Source organism: Rhodococcus tibetensis (genome assembly GCF_024438035.1).
In the GTDB taxonomy this organism is placed as follows: Bacteria; Actinomycetota; Actinomycetes; order Mycobacteriales; family Mycobacteriaceae; genus Rhodococcus_F; species Rhodococcus_F tibetensis.
Map to the genome: position 1 here is coordinate 95,338 of NZ_JANFQF010000008.1, position 21,674 is coordinate 117,011.

General features: G+C 66.0%; 19 protein-coding genes. 12 read left to right on the forward strand and 7 right to left on the reverse strand.

The features are described from left to right. Positions 1-103 precede the first annotated feature (103 nt). Entirely contained in the window at positions 104-3,883 is a 3,780-nt protein-coding gene (locus tag NOF53_RS11565) for a multifunctional oxoglutarate decarboxylase/oxoglutarate dehydrogenase thiamine pyrophosphate-binding subunit/dihydrolipoyllysine-residue succinyltransferase subunit (protein WP_255968315.1), read from the forward strand. Positions 3,884-3,969: 86 nt separating this feature from the next. Here the strand turns inward: NOF53_RS11565 and NOF53_RS11570 are convergent, their stop codons facing one another. Then, positions 3,970-4,614 (reverse strand): TetR/AcrR family transcriptional regulator, encoded by a 645-nt coding sequence (locus tag NOF53_RS11570; RefSeq protein ID WP_255968317.1) that lies wholly within the window; start codon positions 4,612-4,614, stop codon positions 3,970-3,972. Positions 4,615-4,683: 69 nt separating this feature from the next. Between NOF53_RS11570 and NOF53_RS11575 the strand changes: the two genes are divergently transcribed. Genes NOF53_RS11575 through NOF53_RS11585 form a run of 3 tightly spaced genes read left to right on the forward strand, consistent with a single transcriptional unit; the run spans position 4,684 to position 8,040 of the window. Further along, a complete protein-coding gene (locus tag NOF53_RS11575; protein WP_255968318.1) occupies positions 4,684-6,285 on the forward strand; it encodes a flavin-containing monooxygenase in 1,602 nt (533 codons plus the stop codon). Then, positions 6,282-7,112 (forward strand): SDR family NAD(P)-dependent oxidoreductase, encoded by an 831-nt coding sequence (locus NOF53_RS11580; protein ID WP_255968319.1) that lies wholly within the window; start codon positions 6,282-6,284, stop codon positions 7,110-7,112. The genes NOF53_RS11575 and NOF53_RS11580 overlap by 4 nt, the downstream gene beginning before the upstream one ends. Positions 7,113-7,119: 7 nt before the next feature. Then, positions 7,120-8,040: an alpha/beta hydrolase fold domain-containing protein gene (locus NOF53_RS11585; RefSeq protein WP_255968320.1), complete on the forward strand. Its 921-nt coding sequence runs from the start codon at positions 7,120-7,122 to the stop codon at positions 8,038-8,040. Here NOF53_RS11585 and NOF53_RS11590 read toward each other — a convergent pair. Further along, entirely contained in the window at positions 7,999-8,946 is a 948-nt protein-coding gene (locus NOF53_RS11590; protein ID WP_255968322.1) for an ABC transporter substrate-binding protein, read from the reverse strand. The genes NOF53_RS11585 and NOF53_RS11590 overlap by 42 nt on opposite strands. A 171-nt stretch (positions 8,947-9,117) precedes the next feature. Here NOF53_RS11590 and NOF53_RS11595 point away from each other — a divergent pair, with 171 nt between their 5' ends. Genes NOF53_RS11595 through NOF53_RS11610 form a run of 4 tightly spaced genes read left to right on the forward strand, consistent with a single transcriptional unit; the run spans position 9,118 to position 12,631 of the window. After that, a complete protein-coding gene (locus NOF53_RS11595; protein WP_255968323.1) occupies positions 9,118-10,095 on the forward strand; it encodes an ABC transporter substrate-binding protein in 978 nt (325 codons plus the stop codon). 10 nt (positions 10,096-10,105) lie between these two features. Next, entirely contained in the window at positions 10,106-11,263 is a 1,158-nt protein-coding gene (locus NOF53_RS11600) for an ABC transporter ATP-binding protein (protein ID WP_255968324.1), read from the forward strand. 4 nt (positions 11,264-11,267) lie between these two features. Further along, entirely contained in the window at positions 11,268-11,915 is a 648-nt protein-coding gene (locus tag NOF53_RS11605) for an ABC transporter permease (protein WP_255968327.1), read from the forward strand. Continuing rightward, a complete protein-coding gene (locus NOF53_RS11610) occupies positions 11,912-12,631 on the forward strand; it encodes an ABC transporter permease (protein ID WP_255968329.1) in 720 nt (239 codons plus the stop codon). The genes NOF53_RS11605 and NOF53_RS11610 overlap by 4 nt, the downstream gene beginning before the upstream one ends. Positions 12,632-12,698: 67 nt before the next feature. Here the strand turns inward: NOF53_RS11610 and NOF53_RS11615 are convergent, their stop codons facing one another. From NOF53_RS11615 to NOF53_RS11625, 3 genes are all read right to left on the reverse strand, one after another. Then, positions 12,699-13,892 carry an NAD(P)-dependent malic enzyme gene (locus NOF53_RS11615; protein ID WP_255968330.1) on the reverse strand — a complete coding sequence of 398 codons (1,194 nt, stop codon included), beginning with the start codon at positions 13,890-13,892 and terminating at the stop codon, positions 12,699-12,701. Positions 13,893-14,280: 388 nt separating this feature from the next. Continuing rightward, complete coding sequence (locus NOF53_RS11620) at positions 14,281-14,700, reverse strand: hypothetical protein (RefSeq protein WP_255968331.1); 420 nt, start codon at positions 14,698-14,700, stop codon at positions 14,281-14,283. Further along, complete coding sequence (locus tag NOF53_RS11625) at positions 14,697-15,551, reverse strand: PHP domain-containing protein (protein WP_255968332.1); 855 nt, start codon at positions 15,549-15,551, stop codon at positions 14,697-14,699. The genes NOF53_RS11620 and NOF53_RS11625 overlap by 4 nt, the downstream gene beginning before the upstream one ends. A 159-nt stretch (positions 15,552-15,710) precedes the next feature. On the opposite strand from NOF53_RS11625, the gene corA reads away from it, so the two are divergent. After that, positions 15,711-16,772 (forward strand): magnesium/cobalt transporter CorA, encoded by a 1,062-nt coding sequence (gene corA / locus NOF53_RS11630; RefSeq protein ID WP_255968333.1) that lies wholly within the window; start codon positions 15,711-15,713, stop codon positions 16,770-16,772. On the opposite strand, the gene NOF53_RS11635 is transcribed toward corA, so the two are convergent. Further along, a complete protein-coding gene (locus tag NOF53_RS11635) occupies positions 16,769-17,356 on the reverse strand; it encodes a suppressor of fused domain protein (RefSeq protein WP_255968334.1) in 588 nt (195 codons plus the stop codon). The genes corA and NOF53_RS11635 overlap by 4 nt on opposite strands. A 65-nt stretch (positions 17,357-17,421) precedes the next feature. Here NOF53_RS11635 and NOF53_RS11640 point away from each other — a divergent pair, with 65 nt between their 5' ends. Both NOF53_RS11640 and NOF53_RS11645 read left to right on the forward strand, forming a co-directional pair. After that, positions 17,422-18,117, forward strand: a complete 696-nt coding sequence (locus tag NOF53_RS11640) for a metallophosphoesterase family protein (protein ID WP_255968335.1) — start codon at positions 17,422-17,424, stop codon at positions 18,115-18,117. Continuing rightward, a complete protein-coding gene (locus NOF53_RS11645) occupies positions 18,107-18,973 on the forward strand; it encodes a chromosome partitioning protein ParB (protein ID WP_255968336.1) in 867 nt (288 codons plus the stop codon). The genes NOF53_RS11640 and NOF53_RS11645 overlap by 11 nt, the downstream gene beginning before the upstream one ends. On the opposite strand, the gene NOF53_RS11650 is transcribed toward NOF53_RS11645, so the two are convergent. Beyond that, on the reverse strand, positions 18,960-20,069 hold the full coding sequence (locus NOF53_RS11650) for a winged helix DNA-binding domain-containing protein (RefSeq protein ID WP_374212602.1): 1,110 nt from the start codon (positions 20,067-20,069) through the stop codon (positions 18,960-18,962). The genes NOF53_RS11645 and NOF53_RS11650 overlap by 14 nt on opposite strands. A 75-nt stretch (positions 20,070-20,144) precedes the next feature. Here NOF53_RS11650 and NOF53_RS11655 point away from each other — a divergent pair, with 75 nt between their 5' ends. Continuing rightward, positions 20,145-21,656: an MFS transporter gene (locus tag NOF53_RS11655; protein ID WP_255968337.1), complete on the forward strand. Its 1,512-nt coding sequence runs from the start codon at positions 20,145-20,147 to the stop codon at positions 21,654-21,656. Positions 21,657-21,674 lie beyond the last annotated feature (18 nt).

The following is a 21,674-nucleotide window of genomic DNA, read 5'->3' on the forward strand; positions in this document are numbered from 1 at the left end:
ACACGTGCAGACCTCGCAATTCGCACGTCACACACGAGGGCTACTCTCATGTATATAGGCGCTCTGATCGGGTACCGAAATAGAAACGAGGCGAACACCTGCCGTGAGCAGCAGCTCTACATCCCAGTTCGGACAGAACCAGTGGTTGGTTGACGAAATGTACCAGCGTTTCCAGGACGATCCGTCGTCCGTGGACGCGAGTTGGCACGAATTTCTGACGGATTACTCCCCCGACGCCGCCGCCAAGGCCGTCGCAGCCAACGGACGCGGCACGAACGGCACCACCACCGCCGCCTCTGCTGCCGCTCCCCCCGCCAAGACGTCGCCGCCCCCGGCCGCCAAGGCCGAGACCGCCCCCGCGTCGGCAACCAAGACGGGCGACGGTGCCGCTGCGAAGTCCGCGGCCAACGGTGCAGCTCCCAAGACGGCGGCGCCCAAGACGGCCGCACCGAAGGCCGCACCGGCCAAGACCGCACCGGCAAAGGAGTCGACCGCGAAGGCGCCTGCTCCCGAGACCGCTACCGAAGAATCGAAGGTTCTGCGCGGCGCCGCTGCTGCCGTCGCGAAGAACATGTCCGCCTCGCTGGCCATTCCGACCGCCACCAGCGTTCGCGCCATCCCCGCGAAGCTGATGTTCGACAACCGGATCGTCATCAACAACCACCTCGCCCGTACCCGCGGCGGCAAGATTTCCTTCACGCACCTACTGGGTTACGCGATCGTCCAGGCGGTCAAGGCGTTCCCCAACATGAACCGGCACTTCGCCGAGATCGACGGCAAGCCGCACTCCGTCACCCCCGCGCACACCAACCTCGGCCTGGCCATCGACCTGCCGGGCAAGGACGGCAGCCGGTCTCTCGTCGTGGCCGCCATCAAGAACACCGAAACGCACAACTTCACCCAGTTCTACAGCGCCTACGAGGACATCGTCCGGCGCGCGCGTGACGGCAAGCTCACCGGCGAGGACTTCTCGGGCGTCACCATCTCCCTCACCAATCCTGGTGGCATCGGCACCGTGCACTCCGTGCCGCGCCTGATGCAGGGCCAGGGCGCCATCATCGGCGCCGGTGCCATGGAGTACCCCGCCGAGTTCCAGGGCGCCAGCGACGAGCGCATTGCCGACATGGGCGTCGGCAAGCTCATGACGCTGACCTCGACGTACGACCACCGCATCATCCAGGGTGCCGAATCCGGCGACTTCCTCCGGACCATCCACAACCTGCTGATCAGCGACGAGTTCTACGACGAGATCTTCCACGCGCTGCACATCCCGTACGAGCCGGTCCGCTGGCGCCAGGATGTGCCGGAAGGTGCAGTCGACAAGAACACGCGCGTCCTCGAGTTGATCGCCGCGTACCGCAACCGCGGTCACCTGATGGCCGATACGGACCCGCTGCAGTTCGTCAAGGACAAGTTCCGTAGCCACCCGGACCTCGACGTCATCACGCACGATCTGACCCTGTGGGATCTCGACCGCGAGTTCAAGGTCGGCGGCTTCCACGGCCAGGAAAAGATGAAGCTGCGCGACGTGCTCAGCGTGCTGCGTGACGCGTACTGCCGCCACGTCGGCGTCGAGTACACGCACATCCTCGAGCCGGAACAGCAGCAGTGGCTGCAGGACCGCGTCGAGGCGCATCACGTCAAGCCGACCGTTGCTCAGCAGAAGTACATCCTGAGCAAGCTGAATGCCGCCGAGGCGTTCGAGACGTTCCTGCAGACCAAGTACGTCGGCCAGAAGCGTTTCTCCCTCGAAGGCGCCGAGTCCGTCATCCCGATGATGGACGCCGTGATCGACCAGGCCGCCGAGCACCAGCTCGACGAGGTCGTCATCGGCATGCCCCACCGTGGTCGCCTGAACGTCCTTGCGAACATCGTGGGTAAGCCGTACTCCAAGATCTTCACGGAGTTCGAGGGCAACATGAACCCGGCTGCCGCGCACGGCTCCGGTGACGTGAAGTACCACCTCGGCGCCGAGGGCACGTACATCCAGATGTTCGGCGACAACGACATCACGGTGTCCCTCACCGCGAACCCGTCCCACCTCGAAGCCGTCGACCCGGTCCTCGAGGGACTGGTCCGCGCCAAGCAGGACATCCTCGACAAGGGCGAGGACGGCTTCACCGTTCTGCCGTTGATGCTGCACGGCGACGCCGCATTCGCAGGTCAAGGTGTGGTGGCCGAGACGCTGAACCTCGCGCTGCTGCGCGGGTACCGCACCGGTGGCACCGTCCACATCGTGGTCAACAATCAGGTCGGCTTCACCACCGCCCCGGAGTACTCGCGTTCCTCCGAGTACTGCACCGATGTCGCGAAGATGATCGGCGCTCCGATCTTCCACGTGAACGGTGACGACCCCGAGGCTTGCGTCTGGGTTGCGCAGCTCGCTGTCGACTTCCGGGAGAAGTTCCAGAAGGACGTCGTCATCGACATGATCTGCTACCGCCGTCGCGGTCACAACGAGGGCGACGACCCGTCGATGACCCAGCCGGCGATGTACGACGTGATCGACACCAAGCGCAGCGTTCGTAAGAGCTACACCGAATCGCTGATCGGCCGTGGTGACATCTCCCTGAAGGAAGCCGAAGACGCTCTGCGCGACTACCAGGGTCAGCTCGAGCGGGTGTTCAACGAGGTTCGCGAGCTCGAGAAGTACAAGCCCGAGCCGAGTGAGTCGGTCGAACTCGACCAGCCGCTGCCCACCAAGCTGACCACGGCGGTCGACCGTTCGGTGCTCGAGCGGATCGGTGACGCCTTCGTCAACGTGCCCGACGGTTTCTCGGTGCACCCGCGCGTCAAGCCGGTCATCGAGAAGCGACGCGAAATGTCCCGCGAGGGCAAGGTCGACTGGGCGTTCGCCGAACTGCTCGCGTTCGGTTCGCTGGTCGACCAGGGCAAGATGGTTCGTCTGTCCGGCCAGGACTCTCGCCGCGGTACGTTCACGCAGCGTCACTCGGTGCTCATCGACCGCAAGACAGGCGACGAGTACACGCCGCTGCAGAACCTCGGCAGCGAAAACCCGGGCAAGTTTTTGGTCTACGACTCCGCGCTCAGCGAATTCGCCGCTGTCGGCTTCGAGTACGGCTACTCCGTGGGCAACCCGGACGCGCTCGTGCTGTGGGAGGCGCAGTTCGGTGACTTCGTCAACGGTGCGCAGCCCATCATCGACGAGTTCATCTCGTCCGGTGAGGCCAAGTGGGGTCAGTTGTCCGATGTCGTGCTGCTTCTGCCGCACGGTCACGAGGGTCAGGGTCCGGACCACACGTCCGGGCGCATCGAGCGTTTCCTCCAGCTGTGCGCCGAGGGATCGATGACGGTGGCCGTGCCGTCCACGCCGGCCAGCTACTTCCACCTGCTGCGTCGTCACTCGCTCGACGGAATCCGCCGCCCGCTGGTGGTGTTCACGCCGAAGTCGATGCTGCGCAACAAGGCGGCAGTGTCCGATGTCGAGGACTTCACCACCGGCAAGTTCCGCTCCGTCTTCGAAGAGCCGGTCTACGAGACCGGTGACGGCGACCGCAGCAAGGTCACCCGGGTGCTCCTCGTCAGCGGCAAGCTGTACTGGGAGCTGTTGGCGAAGAAGCACAAGGACAACCGCGACGACATCGCGATCGTTCGTATCGAGCAGCTGTACCCGGTCCCGAGCCGTCGCTTGCGTGAGACGCTCGATCGCTACCCGAACGCCTCCGAATTCCGGTGGGTCCAGGAGGAGCCGGCCAACCAGGGTGCCTGGCCGTTCTTCGGTCTCGCGTTGCCCGAGTTGCTGCCCGAGAAGCTGTCCGGGATCAAGCGCATTTCGCGCCGTCCCATGTCGGCACCGTCCTCGGGTTCGAGCAAGGTGCACGCTGTGGAACAGCAGGAGATCATCGACGAAGCGTTCAGCTGAGCGTGTGATCGACTGATCTACCACTGAGCCGGGTCGAATTCACTCCACGGAGGGATTCGACCCGGCTTTGTGGTATCTGGACCTCGCTAGGGGTGTGCGCTGGTGGCCGAGACCAGGGCTGCGGCGATCTCGGGGGCCGCTGCGATCGTGAGGGCCGGCAACGCCTGGACGTTGAGTTCGATCAGTTGTTCCCGGGTGAGCTGGGGGTCGCGCAGCCAGCTGATCGTGACCTCCTCGACGTACGCGATCCAGCCGCGAACCGCCAGCTCGACCGCGGGCGTCCGCTCGACGCCGATGACGGGAAGCTGTTCGAGGGTGCGCTCGGACATCATCGCGCGTGTCTCCTCGAAGACGGCCCGCATGTCGGGGTCGCCGCTGGCTGTACCGCGGAGCAACGAGACGTAGGTGCCCCGGTTCTCGGATACGTAGTCGACATACGCGGCCAGTGCGGACCGCAGGATCTGTAACGGATCTCTGGCGTCGCCGACGTAGGGGTCGGGCGCCGTTCGGGCCAGCATTTCGCTGCTGGAGTGACGCACGATGGCGAGGTGAAAGTCGTGCTTGGAAGCGAAGTAATGGAACAGCAGTCCCCTGGAGACTCCGGCCTGGTCGGCGATCTCTTCCACCGAGATCTGTTCGAGAGGCCGCTGCGCCAGCATCTTCGCACCGAGGTCGATCAATTGCGCCCGTCGTTGTTCCGGGCTGAGACGGGTCCGCTTCACGACGTCCATGACATCACCCTATTGAATGAAGGTCAATAGCTATTGACTACCCCTCAATAGCGCCCTATTGTCTCTTACATGAGTCTTCCCGTCACAGACACTTACGACACGACCGCGGGTGCCCGCTACGTCGACACCCTGATCATCGGCAGCGGGTTCGCCGGCCTGGGCGCGGCCATCAAGCTCACCCAGGCAGGCAAGACCGACTTCCTCGTGCTCGAACGCGGCACCGAGGTCGGCGGAACCTGGCGCGACAATACGTACCCGGGCGCGGCGTGCGACGTCCCCTCGCACCTGTACTCCTACTCGTTCGCGCTGAACCCGGAGTGGACACGGTCGTTCTCGACCCAGCCCGAGATCCAGAAGTACATCCAGTCGGTGGCGGACAAGTACAAGGTGCGTGACCGGCACGTCTTCGGCTGTGACGTGAAGTCCGCGCACTGGAATGAGCAGACCACCCGGTGGGAGGTCACCACCACCAAGGGAAACTTCGTGGCGAAGATCGTCGTCTCCGCGGTCGGCGCTCTGTGCGAGCCGTCCCTCCCCGACATCAAGGGCATCGAAGAGTTCGAGGGCGAGATCTTCCACTCCGCCCGCTGGAACCACGACGCCGACCTGACGGGCAAGCGGGTTGCCGTCATCGGCACGGGCGCCTCGGCCATCCAGATCGTCCCGGCGATCGGCAAGAAGGTGTCACACCTCGACGTCTACCAGCGCACCGCCCCGTGGATCCTGCCCCGCGCCGACCGCGAGTACACGAAGGCCGAGCACACCGCGTTCAAGTACCTGCCCGGTTTCCAGAAGCTGTGCCGGAGCGGTATCTATTGGATGCGCGAGAGCCAGGTCGTCGGACTCGCCAAGGCACCGATGTTCATGAAGCCGCTGCAGTTCGCAGCCGAGCGCCACCTGCGCCGTCAGATCAAGGACAAGGACCTACGCAAGAAGGTCACCCCGAACTTCCAGATCGGCTGCAAGCGCATGCTGATCTCGAACAACTACTACCCCACCCTCGCACAGGACAACGTCGACCTGGTGACCGAGGGCATCGCCGAGGTCAAGAGCAACGCCGTGGTCTCGAAGACCGGCACGGTTCGCGAGGTCGACGCCATCGTGGTCGCTACCGGTTTCCACGTCACCGACTCCCCCACCTTCCAGGGAATCTTCGGCAAGGACGGCCGCTCGCTCGCCGAGGTTTTCGACGAAGGCGGACAGCAGGGCTACAAGGGCGCGGCGATCGCGAACTTCCCCAACATGTTCTTCCTCGTCGGTCCCAACACCGGACTGGGCCACACCTCGATGGTCTTCATGATCGAGTCGCAGCTCAACTACCTCGTCGACGCGCTCGCGACCCTCGACAAGTACGGCATCGGCAAGATCGAGGTCCGGCAGGACGCGCAGGACCGCTACAACGCCGAGCTCCAGGAGAAGCTGTCGCACAGCGTCTGGAACAACGGCGGGTGCGCCAGCTGGTACCTCGACAAGCACGGCAACAACACGACGCTGTGGCCGGGCTTCACGTTCTCGTTCCGGAACCAGACCAAGCGTTTCGACCTGGCGGCGTACGACAGTGTGGCCGCGACCGACCTTCCCGCACCGGTGAAGGTGAACGGTCAGGCCAAGAGTTCCTCCGCCATCTCGGCACAGATCAACCTCGACGACGACAAGGTGGCCGCACAGTGAGCGCATTCGCAGGCAAGGTGGTCGTGATCACCGGCGCCGGTTCGGGGATCGGCAGGGCCCTCGCCGTCAATCTGGCAGGACAGGGCGCCAAGCTGGCGATCTCCGATATGGACACCGTCGGTCTCGCCGAGACGGCCCGCCAGGTCGCCGCGCTCGGCGCCGAGGTCAAGTCGGATCATCTGGACGTCACCGAGCGCGAAGCGGTCCTCGCGTATGCCGACGAGGTGCGTGCCCATTTCGGGAAGATCAACCAGGTCTACAACAACGCCGGTATCGCGTACCACGGCGAGTTCGAGAAGTCCGAGTTCAAGGACATCGAGCGGATCATGGACGTGGACTTCTGGGGAGTCGTCAACGGCACCAAGGCATTCCTGCCGCATCTCATCGCGTCGGGCGACGGCCACCTGGTGAACATCTCGAGCCTCTTCGGCCTGTTGTCCATGCCGGGCCAGACGGCCTACAACTCCGCGAAGTTCGCGGTACGCGGCTTCACCGAGTCGCTGCGACAGGAGATGTTGATTGCGAAGCATCCCGTCAAGGTGACCTGCGTGCATCCGGGTGGCATCAAGACGGCCATTGCCCGCAATGCCACCGCAGGCCCCGGCGAAGACCTGGACACGTTCGCCCAGTTCTTCGACAAGAAACTCGCCCGGACCACACCCGAAGATGCGGCTGCCACCATCGTCAAGGGTGTGCGTAAGAGCAAGGCCCGGGTGCTCATCGGCGCCGACGCGAAGTTCCTCGACGCCTGGGTGCGCGTGGTCGGGCCGAGCTACCAGCGAGTGGTCGCCGCCGTCGCCGGGCGCGTTCTCCCCAAGCCGAACTGAGGTCCCGGTGAGCTTCTCCTTGCCGCTTCCGGTGGTCGCCGCGGCACTGCGGCCGTTCTACCGGCTGAGCCTCAACCCACGGCTGCCGTACCCGGTGCAGAGAGCGCTGCTCGAAGTGGCCGCACCGCTGCAGCAGATGCCGGAAGGGGCGGTGTGCCGACCGATCACCTTGGCCGGGCGGCCCGCCGAGCGAATCACGGTGGGCGCGACCGAGCGCCGGACCGCCGTGCTCTATCTCCACGGTGGGGCGTACACCATCGGATCGCCGGCGACGCACCGATCGTTGGCTGCGCACCTCGCACGTGAATCCGCAAGCGTGGTCTACACACTGGACTACCGCCTGGCCCCGGAACATCCGTTCCCGGCCGGACTAGAGGACGCCGTGGCGGCGTACCTCGAGCTGAACACCGAACACGGGTACGAGACAGGTCAACTGGCGATCGCCGGCGACTCCGCGGGCGGTGGTCTCGCGGCGGCCACGGCCCGGCGCCTGATCGACCGGCACGGGGTCACCCCAGCCGCACTGGGTCTCATCTCTCCGTGGGTCGATCCGGGACGGCGCGACATGATTCGGGACCGCGACCTCGTGGTGAATACCGCGTGGTCGTTGGATGCCGCCGCGAAGTATCTGGGAAGCGGAGACAAGTTCGACCCGGGCTACGCGCCGTTGCAGGGAAACCTGAAGGGGCTACCGCCCACTGTTGTTCATGTCGGACTCGACGAGGTCCTTTATCCGCAGATCCTGGAGTTCGTCGACAAGCTCGAAAAGTCGGGCGTCGACGTGACGCTCACCGAGTACGCCCGGCTCTGGCACGTTGCGCACCTGCAGGCCTCGCTGGTGCGTGAGGCAGCGGACGCCGTCGCCGAACTCGGGGCGTACGTGAAGTCACACATGTGCGTCCAGCCAGACACGAGCTACGTCGGGTGAATCGGCACCACCGCGGACCTGGCCGATCATGTCGGCCAGGTCCGCTGTCGTCAGCTCTCCCGCCACCACGTTCAGCGCCTTGATCTGCGGCTCACCTAGGGCCCCGATCCGGTACAGCGGCACCACGTTCTGGGCGGTGAAGACATGCTCGTCGTCGGCCAGCAGAACGAGATCCGCGCTCGCGACCTCCGGGGACGCTGTGGTAACTCCTGCCACCACGGCGCCGTCCGCCGGGGCGGGGACAGACAGTTCGGCGACAGCGTCCGCGCCGCCCGGGACCGTACGCGTCTGCCCGAACGTGCACCCGGTCAGATCGGCGAGTGCGGCGGCCTCGAAATCAGGAGTGAGCACCGCGGTGGTCCGGCTGCACGAGGGAACGAGCTCGTCGAGCGTCGTCAACGGCATCCGAGTGGACGTGTCCGCAGTCACCGCCAGCGCGGACCGATCCTCGGCCGCCGCATAGTCGGAGATCGAAAGCCCTTGAGGTAGCGCTCGACTCAACGCCTCGAACACCTCGCCTTGTTCCTTCTCGGTCGATTCCGGATCGTAGTAGCGCAGCAGTCGGCCGGTGAATTCGGGCACCAGCGTCACCTCCCCCGCATCGAGCTCTCGAAGATAGGCTGTGCGGTCGCCCAGACCTGTCTCGGTGGACGCCGGCGCGCCCGTCGAACGGAGAGCGCCCGCATAGATTTCGGCCAGTATCCGGCTCTCCGCCGTGTCTCCGGACCCCACGACCATCTCCCCAGACGTCTCGCCCGCGGAATCGTCGAGAGCCGTGTTGTCGACCTCGCAGGCTGACAGAGCCCCGGGAATCAAGACCAGCACCGACGCCGCGACCCACGCTCCGAGACGAACGGACTTACGGGGACGACGGCTCCCTGATCCGTCGTTACGTGTCTGTGCCACCTCGCACGCCTTCCTTCGAATCACGCTGGGCCGAAATCGGTGTTGCTCACGTACCTATCGTTACACTGACGCCACACCGGCCCGGCAGCGCGCCCACCGGATGATGTCGGCACGGCCGGATACTGTCGGCACGGCCGAGCACGTGGCAGTGGTGACGACGGAAGGACGCATATGCGCACCTCGAACAATTCCCCGGGTCGCGGGTTCGCCCGCCGCAGTCTCGGCAGCCTCGCGCTCGCCACGGTTGCCGTGGTCTCCCTCGCCGCGTGCGGGGCCAGCTCTGATCCGCTGTCCGCCGAGGGTGACGGGTCCGGTGACGACGAGAACGCCGTTATCGTGGGCTCGGCGAACTTCCCCGAGTCCGAGACGGTGGCGAACATCTACACCGAGGTTCTCCGCGCCAACGGTTTCGACGTGACTACGAAGTTCGACATCGGAAGCCGGGAGGCCTACATCCCCGCGCTGAAGGACGCGTCGATCGACGTCATCCCGGACTACACGGGCAATCTTCTGCAGTACCTCGACCCGCAGTCGACTGCCACGAGCGCAGCCGACGTGAACGCTGCACTACCGGGCGCACTGGGATCGGATTTGACGATCACCACCGCCGCTCCGGCCGAGGACAAGGACGCCGTCGTGGTCACCGCGGAGACCGCACAGAAGTGGAATCTGACCTCGATCGCGGACTTGGCAGCGCATTCGGCGGAGGTGAAGTTCGGCGCACCCGCCGAATTCCAGGAGCGCCCCGCGGGCCTGGTCGGGCTGAAGGAGAATTACGGACTCGACATCGCGCCCGCCAACTTCGTTCCCATCGCGGACGGCGGCGGCCCCGCCACGGTTGACGCCCTGACATCCGGGCAGATCACCGCGGCAAACATCTTCACGACGTCGCCGGCGATCGAGAAGAACAACTTCGTGGTGCTCACGGATCCGAAGAACAACTTTCCCGCACAGAACGTCGTTCCGGTGGTTCGCGCCGCCAAATCGTCGGCCGAGCTCACGCGGGCGCTGGACGCGCTGTCCGCGAAGCTCACGACGGAAGAGCTGGTGAAGCTGAACGATTCGGTGTCCGGTGACTCCAAGACGGAGCCTGCGGCGGCCGCGAAGCAGTGGGTAGTCGACCAGGGGCTCGACAAGCCGGTCTCATGAGGAGTCGACGGTGATCACATTCTCGGGCGTCACCAAGCGGTACCCGGACGGGACCACGGCGGTCGACAACCTCGATCTGCACATCGAAGCCGAGTCGTTCACGGTCTTCGTCGGGCCTTCCGGCTGCGGCAAGACCACGTCGATGCGCATGATCAACCGGATGATCAGCCCGACGGCCGGAACCGTCTCGGTCAACGGCCGCGACATCGCCTCTACCGATGCGGTGAAACTTCGCCTCGGGATCGGCTACGTCATCCAGAGTGCCGGACTGCTACCGCACCGCACCGTGATCGACAACGTCGCGACGGTCCCCGTCCTGCGCGGAGATTCCCGCCGAGCGGCCCGGACGGCGGCGCTGTCGGTGCTCGAACGTGTCGGCCTCGATCCCGCGCTGGCAGGCCGTTACCCCGGCCAGTTGTCGGGTGGGCAGCAGCAGCGTGTCGGCGTGGCCCGGGCGCTGGCCGCAGACCCGCCGATCCTGCTGATGGACGAACCGTTCAGTGCGGTGGACCCCGTGGTCCGCGAAGACCTGCAGGCCGAGATGCAACGACTGCAAGCCGAGCTGCGCAAGACCATCGTGTTCGTCACGCACGACATCGACGAGGCGGTCAAGCTCGGCGACCGGTTGGCCGTCTTCGGGCCGGGCGGCCGACTCCAGCAATACGATGCCCCCGACACCGTGCTGTCCGCGCCGGCCACCGATTTCGTCGCCGGATTCGTGGGACGCGACCGCGGCTACCGTGGCCTGTCGTTCCGCACGGCAGAAGAAATTTCTCTCCATCCCCTTCGGACGGCCACCGAACGTGAGCTGGACACGCTGCGGCTCGACCGCGGTGAGTGGGCGCTCGTGGTGACAGATTCCGGTGTTCCGCGAGGCTGGATCGACATCACGGGCGTCGAAGGGGTGCGCTCGGGCCGTCCTCTCTCGGAATGCACTGCCGCAGGGGGTTCACTGTTCCCGCCGGAGGGAGACCTGCGGCAGGCGTTGGATGCGGCCATCTCGTCGCCGTCGGGGATAGGTGTGGCGGTCGACGGCGACGGCGCCGCCCGCGGTGGCATTCTCGGGTCCGAGGTCATCGAGAAGTTGACGGAACAACGGGCAGCCGAGGATCGAGCGCGGAACAAGCAGTTCTTCGCGCCCACGTCCGCTTCTTCCGAGGGGCCGTGATTCCGTGCGGTGGCTCATCGACAACTTCTCCGTGGTCGTCGACCTGACCAAGACCCACCTTTATCTGGCGTTGGTGCCACTCCTCCTCGGGCTGGTGATCGCCGTCCCGGTAGGAACCGCGATCCGCGGCGCTTCGGTGCTGCGAAAGGTCACATCGACCGTCGCCGGTATCGCGTTCACGATCCCGTCGCTGGCCCTCTTCGTCACCATCCCGTCCGTCGTCGGACTGCAGATCCTCGATCCGCTCAATGTGGTGATCGCATTGACCATCTATTCCACCGCCCTGCTCATCCGCGCCGTGCCGGAGTCCCTCGACTCGGTTCCCGCTGACGTCGTCGACTCCGCGACGGCGATGGGCTTCACGCGCCTGCACCGGGCCTTGACCGTCGAGTTGCCTTTGGCGATACCGGTACTCGCGGCAAGCGTGCGTGTCGTGGCGGTCACCAACATTTCGCTGGTCTCGGTCGGTTCGCTGATCGGGATCGGCGGTCTCGGGACTCTCTTCACCCGCGGCTACCAACGCGACTACCCCGATCAGATCCTCGCCGGGATCATCTCCATCGTCGTCCTCGCGCTGGTCTTCGACCTGGCGCTGTTCCTCCTCGGCCGGGCGCTCACACCATGGACACGTCAGAAGAAGGAGGAGGCGTGAGCATCTTCGGTGGCGCGTGGGACTACATCGTGGATCCGGCCAACTGGGAGGGCAGGGCCGGCATCGGGGCGCGCATTCTCGAACACCTCTCGTACAGCTTTCTCGCAGTGGCACTCTCGGCTGCCGCGGCGGTGCCGGTCGGCCTGGTCATCGGCCACATTCGCAGAGGCGAGGTGCTGGTGGTGGGACTGGTCAATGCGCTGCGTTCACTGCCCACCTTGGGCCTGCTGACTTTCCTCGTGCTGCTCCTCGGGCTCGGTCTGATCCCGCCGATCCTCGCGCTGGTGGTACTCGGCATTCCGCCGCTGCTGGCCGGCACCTACTCCGGTGTCGCGAACGCCGACCGGACGGTCGTGGACGCCGCCCGCGCGATGGGCATGACCGAGTGGCAGGTCCTCAGCCGTGTGGAGGCACCGAATGCGCTGCCGCTCATACTAGGCGGACTGCGCAACGCCACGCTGCAGATCATTGCGACCGCTGCGGTGGCCGCCTACGTCAACCTCGGCGGGCTCGGTCGCTACATCTTCGACGGACTCGCCTTGCGCCAATACGATCGCGTACTTGTCGGTGCGCTCCTGGTGACGGTCCTGGCCCTCGTCGTCGACGGGCTTCTCGCGTTCGCGGTGTGGGCGTCCGTCCCGGGCACCGGCCGACTGCGTCGCGGTGCGAGTGCCCAGGAATGGATTGATCGGGCTGACGAGGCGAAGCCGCGGTAGAACGGCAAACACCCCGGCCACGGAACCTTGGTGCGGGCTCCGGTCCGGGGTGTTCAACGGACTCTCGCTAGTCGGTGACGCCTTCTGCACGAGCAGCGGCGGCGACTGCCTCCGCAACAGCGGGAGCGACGCGAGGATCGAGCGGGCTGGGAACGATCTTGTCTACAGCCAGCTCGTCACCGACGACCGAGAGGATTGCCTCGGCGGCGGCGAGCTTCATGCCTTCGGTGATCCGACGGGCGCCGGCATCGAGCGCACCACGGAACACACCGGGGAAGGCAAGCACATTGTTGATCTGGTTCGGGAAGTCACTGCGCCCCGTGGCCACGATCGCCGCGTGCTTCTTCGCGACCTCGGGGTGGATCTCCGGGTCGGGATTCGACAGCGCAAAGACGATGGCGTCATCCGCCATGGTCGCGATGAGTTCTTCGGGAACGGTTCCCGCGGACACACCGAGGAACACGTCCGCCCCGTCGAGGGCTTCGACGATGCCGCCGCGGCGTCCGGCGGGGTTGGTGCGGGCCGCGAGGTCGACCTTGACAGGGTTCAGGTCTTCGCGATTGCTCGACACGATTCCCTTGGAGTCGAGGACCGTGACATCGGCGATGCCCGCGGCGAGCAGGATGTTCGCGCAGGCGACACCGGCGGCGCCGGCACCGGAGATGACGACGCGGAGCGCGGAGATGTCACGCTTTTGCACCTTCACCGCACCCTTGAGGGCCGCGAGAACCACGATCGCGGTGCCGTGCTGATCGTCGTGCATGACCGGGCAGTCCAGGGCCTCGATGACGCGCTTTTCGATCTCGAAGCAGCGCGGCGCGGAGATGTCCTCGAGGTTGACGGCACCGAAGCTCGGCCGCAACCGAATGAGGGTTTCGACGATCTCGTCGGGGTCTTTGGTGTCGAGGACCAGCGGGATGGAGTTGAGGCCGGCGAAGTTCTTGAACAGTGCGGACTTGCCTTCCATCACGGGAAGCGAGGCGCGGGGACCGATGTCGCCGAGGCCGAGTACCGCGGAGCCGTCACTGACCACGACCACGAGGCGGCTGGTCCAGGTGTAACGATCGGCGAGGGTCTCGTCGGCGGCGATGGCGCGGGAAACCTGCGCGACACCGGGCGTGTAGGCGATGGACAGGGCGCGCTGCGTATCGAGGGCGGTCGTGGTCTCTACCGAGAGCTTCCCCCCGATGTGGCCGGCGAAGATCTCCTCGTCGGTCAGCTCGACCTTCTGCGGTGTGGTGGATTCGGACACGATGGACACGATGACACTCCTGCTAAGTCCAGGCTCACTCGGGGCCGGGTTACTGGGAAGTAACCATGCGGATCGGCGCTGATCTACGTAGTTACTCCGCGAACGACAACTGGTGAAGCTTCCGGTGCGCGCGATCACTTTGGCCGCAGAACTTCCGAAGCGTGGATGGCGCTGGGCGGGTGAGCCCTGGCAACGCTGCCATAAACCCCCGCCGAAGGGCGGTGGCGCCGACGTCGGAGTGGTGCTAAGTCTGGCACGATTATCGATGCACAATCAAATTGCCACGACAGTCAGATGTCTCACGTTTTCTGGCCTCTACCTGTGAGAACAAGTTACCGGCGGGTCACTGTGGACGCCGGTTCCACATACCGGTTCCACATAATGGGCCGAGCGTCCGTCAACCCCACCACTGCGTCGTCAGGAGCAGCGCCGCCACCGCGAGGACGGCGACGGACGCGACCACGGCGACGACGCCGTCGCGGCGGTCCGCGATCCGCTGGGCAACTATCACGACCACGGAGGCGACCACGTGCGCGGTAATCGAGATCGTTCCCGGCCCGGGGAACCCCCGGCCGCCGCCCACGTAGGCGGACCCGATCACCACGAGACACAGGATCACCACACCGGCCGCGACGGCGCCGCTGAAGGCGCGCGACGCCCTGACGAGGAGTGGACTGCGACGTGGCTCGCGCGGCAACACGGACCTCGGGGCGGCGGGACCGTAGGGGTCGTAGCGGTCGGGGCCGTAGCGGTCGGGGCCGTAGCGGTCGGGGCCGTAGCGGTCAGGGCCGTAACGGTCGGAGTCGCGTGCGGTCATGCCGAAACCACCTGTACGCCAGAGGCTTTGGAGATGAGCTTGTCGAACTCGTCGAGGTCCGTTCCGAACTCGCCCAGGCGGATAGTCTTGTTCGTCCCGTGATAGTCGGAAGACCCGGTGACGACGAGCCCGAGTTCGTCGGACAGCTCCTGCAGCACCCTGACATCGGCCGCCGAGTGGTCGGGGTGATGCACCTCGAGCCCGTGCAGACCCTCGCCGGCCAGCTCCCGGACGTGATCGAGCGACAGCAGGCGTCCTCGCGCCCGCGCCCGCCCGTGGGCGAGAACGCTCACCCCGCCGGCCTCGGCCACCAGTTGCACCGCCTCGCCCAAGGGTGTGTCCGATTTGTCCACGAAGTACCGGCCACGCGGCGCCAGCAAGTCGACGAACGCCTCGTCGACACTGCTCACCACTCCGGCACGCATCAGTGCTCTCGCCAGGTGCGGGCGACCTGCTGCGGGACCTGCTGCGGCCAGCACCTCGTCGGCGTCGATGGGCAGACCGTCCTCCATCATCAGCTCGGCCATGGCCCGAATCCTGACGACCCTCTCGGTCCGCAGTCGCTCGCGTTCCCGCGCGAATGCGGCGTGCGCCGGATCGAAGAGGTAGGCCAGCAGGTGGACCGCTACGGGACGGCCGTCCTCGCCGCGGCCTGCGCAGGACATCTCCATGCCCCGGACCAGTGACAACCCGGCGGGCCGCGCCGCGACAGCCTCTGCCCACCCAGCCGTGGTGTCGTGATCGGTGATGGCCACGACGCCCAGACCCGCGGCACCGGCCGCGCGCACCAGGTCTGCCGGGCTGTCGGTACCGTCCGAGGCCGTCGAGTGAGTGTGGAGATCGATTCGCACCTGCCCAGTGTGTCAGGTGTCGTGAGGAAGGGTCCGGGCGTGCGTCCGTCGGCGGTGGCGTGTCGTCGGATGGTCGCGTCTCGGCGATCCCGTGCTCACGTAGGATTGCGCGACAACGAAGTCCTCGGCTCGACTGTGAAGGGAGTGCTCGCGCCTACCATGCCCTCACTTCCTGCACAGGGCCGCGGCAAGCCGGCGGGCCCCCGGATCCGCATCCCCACCGCCCGCGCCGTAGTGGATTGCGGCGTGTACGTCGACGGCATCCGCCTTCCCGGTAAGTACACCCACCAGGCCGCGCTCGCCGAAATCCGGGAACGCGGCCGGGGGTTCGTGTGGGTCGGTCTCCTCGCACCCGACGAAGGTCAGATGGAAAGCGTGGCCGAGACGTTCGGGCTGCACGAGCTGATGGTCGAGGACGCGGTTCACGCACACCAGCGGCCCAAACTCGAGCGCTACGACGACATCCTGTTCCTGGTGCTGCGGACCGTCAACTATGTACCCCACGATTCGGTGGCCACCGCCAGCGAGATCGTGGAAACCGGGGAGATCATGGCATTCGTGGGCGCCGACTACGTCGTGACCGTGCGCCACGGCGATCATTCCGGGCTCGCGAATGTCCGCCGCTCGCTCGAGGAGAACCCGGAGCGACTCGCTCTCGGTCCGTATGCGGTTCTGCACGCGGTCTCCGATCACGTCGTCGATACGTACCTCGAGGTCACGCAGGCGATCGAACACGATGTCGACGGGATGGAGGAAGCGGTCTTCAGCCCGCGGAATACCGTGGCGGTGGAGCATATCTACCTGCTCAAGCGTGAGATCGTCGAACTTCGCAAGTCGGTGAATCCGCTGTCGAACCCATTGCTACGGCTGACGCAGTCGCCGGGCAATCCGGTGCCGAAGGAAGTGCGGCGGTACTTTCGCGACGTGCTCGACCATCACACCACCGTTGCGGAGCGGATCGCCGAGTACGACGAGGTGCTCAGCTCACTCGTCGACGCCGCGCTGGCCAAGATCGCCGTCCAGCAGAACACCGACATGCGCAAGATCTCGGCATGGGTGGCCATCGCCGCCGTGCCCACGATGATCGCAGGCGTCTACGGCATGAATTTCGACAATATGCCCGAATTGCATTGGCAGTACGGGTATCACCTCGTGGTCGGATTCATCGTGGCGGTCACGGTCGGATTGTTCACCACCTTCCGCAGAAACAACTGGCTCTAGAGGGACGCCGCCCCGCGGTTCGGGTCGCGCACGTCGATGCCCGCCTCGGTCCACGCTTCCCGCAACGCCTCGGCCCCGCGTAGTCGCACCCACGCGGCCTCGGTTCCGGTCAAGGGCACCACGGCGAGGAACTGCACCGCTTCGGCGGGTTCGGGAAGCGGTAGGTCCGGAATCGACGACGTCCCCAGTAGCACCGCCGTGAATTGCGTGTCCTTCCACAACGGCTCCCCGAGGTCCAGGAGCGCGTCCTCGACGAGGACCACCCCCTCCACCGACGGCGCCGCTGCCAGCACCGCCAGCATGCGCGCGACACCGGAAACCACCCCGGTACCCCCACGCAGGGTCAGCACCAGTTCGGCGCGTGGACCCCGCATCGGGTCGGCCACCAGTTCCCCGGGATCACCCATCGGGTGCCGGGAGCAACCGAGGGTCACGTACCGGACGAGATCGTCCTCGGCGGGCGGGAACCGCAGCACGTCGAGTGGTTCGACTCCCAAGAACGTCACCGAGGCGGCGGTCGGCTCGGGCCCGCCGATCTGCTCGAGCAGGTGCGCACGAACGGCTGCCACAACGCTGTCAGTCACCCCGCCATCAAACCACCGACCGCACTCACTCGTCCCCCGGCCTCGCGAGCCGGTAGCGTCGGGCCATGGTCTCGGTACTCGCAGTGTCCGACGAGACGATCGAGTCGTTGTGGACCCCACAGGTGCGGACCATGAACGTCGACCTCGTCCTCGGTGCGGGCGATCTGCCGTTCGACTATCTCGAGTATCTGATGGATGCACTCGACGCACCGTGCGTGTTCGTTCCCGGCAACCACGACCCCGACCTCTCCGGCTATTCCGTGGGCCGGGTCGGATGGATGCGCTCCGGCATGCCCTCGGCGTGGCCGGGCCCGTGTGGGGCAGTCAATGCCGACGGACGGATCGTGCGCATTGCCGGATTGCGGATCGCAGGCTTGGGAGGATCGATTCGGTACAACGAAGGCCCCAATCAATGGACCGAGCGGCAGCAGCGCCGGCGTGCCCGCAACTTGGCAATGACGAGTGCGTGGCATGCGCGCCGATCCGGAGTCGCCGGGGTCGACGTGCTCCTCACACACAGCCCACCACGCGGAGTCGGTGACCTCGAGGACCCACCGCACCGCGGTTTCGAGTGTTTCGAGCAGCTGGCCGGAAGGTTGCAGGCCCGGACGCTCATCCACGGTCACGTGCACCCGTACGGTGCGATGCCGAAGGACCGCGTGCTCGGGGCCACCACGGTGATCAACACGGTCGGGTTCACTCTCATGGAGATGTCCCCGGGTACCGATCCGACGATCGTGAGGCGACGGCATGGCACGTGACACCGGATTCCCCTCCGCCGACGCGGAAAACGACTTCACCCGTCAGCGTCGCCGCGCCGAATTGTCCCGGCTGGTCAGCTGGTTGCGACGGGAGCCGGACGACGTCAACGAGATCCTGCCCTTCGACGAGGTGGTGGCGGCACTCGGCGGGATCGGCGAGCGCTCACTGGGGTTGCAGGTGATTCCCGTCAACTCGATCGTCGGCAGCGTAGACCGCACCCGGGACTTCGACCGTTACTTCCGTCCCACTTCCGCCCGGGTACGCGAACGCTGGCAGCGGCTGGCTGCGGCGCAGCGCCGCGGCGAGTCAGTTCCGCCGATCCAGGTGTACCGAATCGGCTCGATGCACTTTGTCAGCGACGGCCATCACCGCGTCTCGATCGCCTACGCGATGCACTGGAACACCATCGATGCGTACGTGACGGAGATCCTGACCCGGATCTCGCCGGACGGAATCACGCAGCGCGGTGATCTGCTGATCAAGGATCACCGCCGGCTGTTTCTGAGCCGGGTGCCTCTCACCGGAGCGCAACGCAAGGCCGTGATGGTCACCGACCCCTGGGAGTACGCGGAAATCAGTGAGTGCGTCGAGGCCTGGGGTTTTCGTCTCATGCAGGAGATGGGCGAGTTCATGAGCCGCGACACCGTGGCGCGCCGATGGTTCGGCGAGGAATTTCTGCCGGTCGTCCGTATGGTCCGCGCCGCTGAGATGCTGCCCGACCACACCGATGCCGAAGCCTACCTGTGGGTGGCTCGCGAACGGTATCGCATGGTGCGCCAACATGTTTGGAACGACGAGATCATCGCCGAACTGAGCCAGCGCGCCCCCCGCAAGCATCGGCCTACAGGACCCTGAACCGCACCTCCCGGTTGTCGGCGTCGGGATGTGCGAACTTCAGCAATCGCCTGCCTTCCGCTTCGACGGCCGACCGATGGGACTTGGCGATCTTCGTCAACGGCTCCACCTCGAGGACCACCCCGTCCTTACCCGCCACCGTGCTGGTGAAGCCGACGACCCGGCCACCCACCAGCACAGCTGGTTTGATGATTCCGTTCTGCGTGAAGATCTGCTTCCGCAGCGCGTCGTCAAGGATTCTGCTGCGATCCGCATGGGAGAGCAGCACGTTGTCGAAGGGCGCGAGAATGCGCACGGGCGCCGGCACGTCCGCCTTCGGCCGGGGCGCATCCGGAAGGTCGAACAGCTCCGTTCCCGACTCCCCGGTGAACACCCGCAGTTGTGGCCGCAAGTCGTCCAATACCTCACCGAGCCGGGTCAAGCCCGACCACGCCTGCGCGTCCCGGGCACTGGCCGGGCCGAACGCCGCGAGGTATCGCAGCATCATCGCCCGTAGCGACGGCCCCGGGGCGAGTGGTCGGCCCACCCACGATTCGAGCGTCGCCAGCGCGGGCTGTCCCGACTTGCCCCACACCCCTCGCGGTGGCACCTGGACCATCGGCACCAGCGCTCGCACCCCGTGTGCAAGGGCCGCGCCGTCTCGCCCGGGGAATCGTTCTTCGAGCAGCGGGCGCATCTGCAACTGGGTGAGCGGCCGGTCCCGGACGAGGTCGCGGCCGACGGCGGCGAGGGCGTCGACGTCGATGCCCTCGAGGTGCGCTCGGTGCTGCGTGTTGGTGTGCAGGTCGCGGTCGAGGATCGGCTGGATCAGCGGACGGAACGTCAGGGCGTCGGCCGCAGACAACGCGAACACCGTTCCGCGCATCGCGACGATGCGGACCACTTCACGATTCTCGATGAGCTCGGAGAGCGCATTCGGACGGAACTTCTCGATGCGCGCCCACAGGGCGAAGTATGGCGGCATCGGGGCCTGGGCCTGGAGCCCGCAGAGATGCTCGACCATCTCGAGAACCGGTGTCCCCGATCGGCTCAGCAATCCTTGCCTGGCCAGAGTTGCCCGTCCCAGCGCCCGATCCGACATACGTTCGGAGCCCACCGTCGCCCCCTTTATTAGTTAGCCCCAGTACCGTGTTTACCTGTCACCACCGACAGGACCAAGCAGGGAGGCCGCATGAGCGCAGAACCCGGACCCACGGCAAGGATGCTGCTGCCGGTCATGTGCTTCATCGTGATGATTCTGGCGGTTCTCCAGACCTTGGTGGTACCGATCGTCGGCACGATCGGCGCGCAGCTCGAGGTCGGGCCCACCGCCGTCGGTTGGCTCCTGACCGCCAACCTGCTCGCAGCGGCCACTGCGACGCCCGTCCTCGGCCGTCTCGCCGATCTTCGCGGCAAACGTCCGGTAATTCTCGGTGTTCTGGTGGTGGTGCTCCTGGGCTCGTTTCTCGGTGCGGTGGCGACGTCGATCGGTGTGCTCATTCTCGCCCGAGTACTGCAAGGCGTCTCGTTCGCGCTGTTTCCCATCGGAATCGCGGTCCTGCGCGACGAACTGCCACCGGAGAAGTTGACGGGAGCAATGGGCATCTTCTCGGGAACCCTCGGCTTCGGCGGATGTTTCGGAATCGTCCTCACCGGTGTGCTCGTCTCCGACGGCGCCGACTTCCATCGGGTCTTCTGGCTCTCGTCCGCGATCACGGTTGCCGGTCTCGTCCTGGCGTGGTTCGCGGTCCCCCGGCGCGCACAGACCGGATCGGGCTCAATGGACTGGATCGGTGCGGTGGGTCTCGCCGCCGGCCTCGTCCTCGTCCTCCTGCCGATGTCCGAGGGAAGCACCTGGGGATGGCTTTCACCCGCCACGATCATCAGCGGTGTCGCCGGAGTCCTCATTCTGATCGGGTGGTTCCTGTATGAACGGAGGACCACTCATCCTCTGGTGGCGCCCCGGCTGCTGACCGCTCCGCCCGTCCTCGTCACCCATCTGTCCGCCCTCGTGGTCGGGATGTCGATGTTCGTCATCTTCCTGGGCAGTTCGTACTTCGTGCAGACGCCCCGTTCGGTCGCCGGGTACGGCTTCGGCGCCACCGTCCTCGAGGCCAGCGTCGTATACCTGTTGCCCGGCGCGGTGAGCGGCGTCCTCGCCTCGATCCTCAGTGGAAGATTGATCCGCCGCGTCGGCGCGCGGGTCGTGCTCGTCGGCGCCAGCGTCGTAGGCGTCACAGGTTTCCTCGTATTCATCATCGCCCACGACCGCAGCTGGCAGGTCATCACCGCCATCCTGCTGATCAACACCTACATCAGCCTTGCCTACGCGGCGCTACCTTCGCTGCTGGTCGCCGAGGTCCGGCAGGACGAGACCGGTGTCGCCAACAGCATCAACTCCATCGCCCGGTCCGTCGGCAGCTCGTTTGCCAGCGCGCTGGTCGCGACCCTGCTCGCTGCAATCACCATTTCCGGCACTGACATTCCGACCGAATCCGCCTATCTGATCGCGTTCGTCGTCGGCGCCCTTGCCGCCGCCCTCGCCGGGCTGCTTCCCTTCTTCGGTATCACCCGCGTGACCCGCACGCCCTCCGACGAGGAAGAGGACGAGGTCCACGCGACCGCGCTCGCCGCCGAATGGGGCACGGTGGGCGGTCTCGGTGGTGCGAACACAGGCCCCGGTGAGCGGCAAAGGACGCCCTGACTACTGTGCCGGGCCCTC

What these genes read in the sequence shown, in the direction of transcription:
- NOF53_RS11655 (WP_255968337.1), top strand. Translation starts at nt 20,145, where the DNA reads ATGAGCGCAGAACCCGGACCCACGGCAAGGATGCTGCTGCCGGTCATG.
- NOF53_RS11620 (WP_255968331.1), bottom strand. Translation starts at nt 14,700, where the DNA reads ATGACCGCACGCGACTCCGACCGTTACGGCCCTGACCGCTACGGCCCC.
- NOF53_RS11595 (WP_255968323.1), top strand. Translation starts at nt 9,118, where the DNA reads ATGCGCACCTCGAACAATTCCCCGGGTCGCGGGTTCGCCCGCCGCAGT.
- NOF53_RS11640 (WP_255968335.1), top strand. Translation starts at nt 17,422, where the DNA reads ATGGTCTCGGTACTCGCAGTGTCCGACGAGACGATCGAGTCGTTGTGG.
- NOF53_RS11570 (WP_255968317.1), bottom strand. Translation starts at nt 4,614, where the DNA reads ATGGACGTCGTGAAGCGGACCCGTCTCAGCCCGGAACAACGACGGGCG.
- NOF53_RS11575 (WP_255968318.1), top strand. Translation starts at nt 4,684, where the DNA reads ATGAGTCTTCCCGTCACAGACACTTACGACACGACCGCGGGTGCCCGC.
- NOF53_RS11645 (WP_255968336.1), top strand. Translation starts at nt 18,107, where the DNA reads ATGGCACGTGACACCGGATTCCCCTCCGCCGACGCGGAAAACGACTTC.
- corA (WP_255968333.1), top strand. Translation starts at nt 15,711, where the DNA reads ATGCCCTCACTTCCTGCACAGGGCCGCGGCAAGCCGGCGGGCCCCCGG.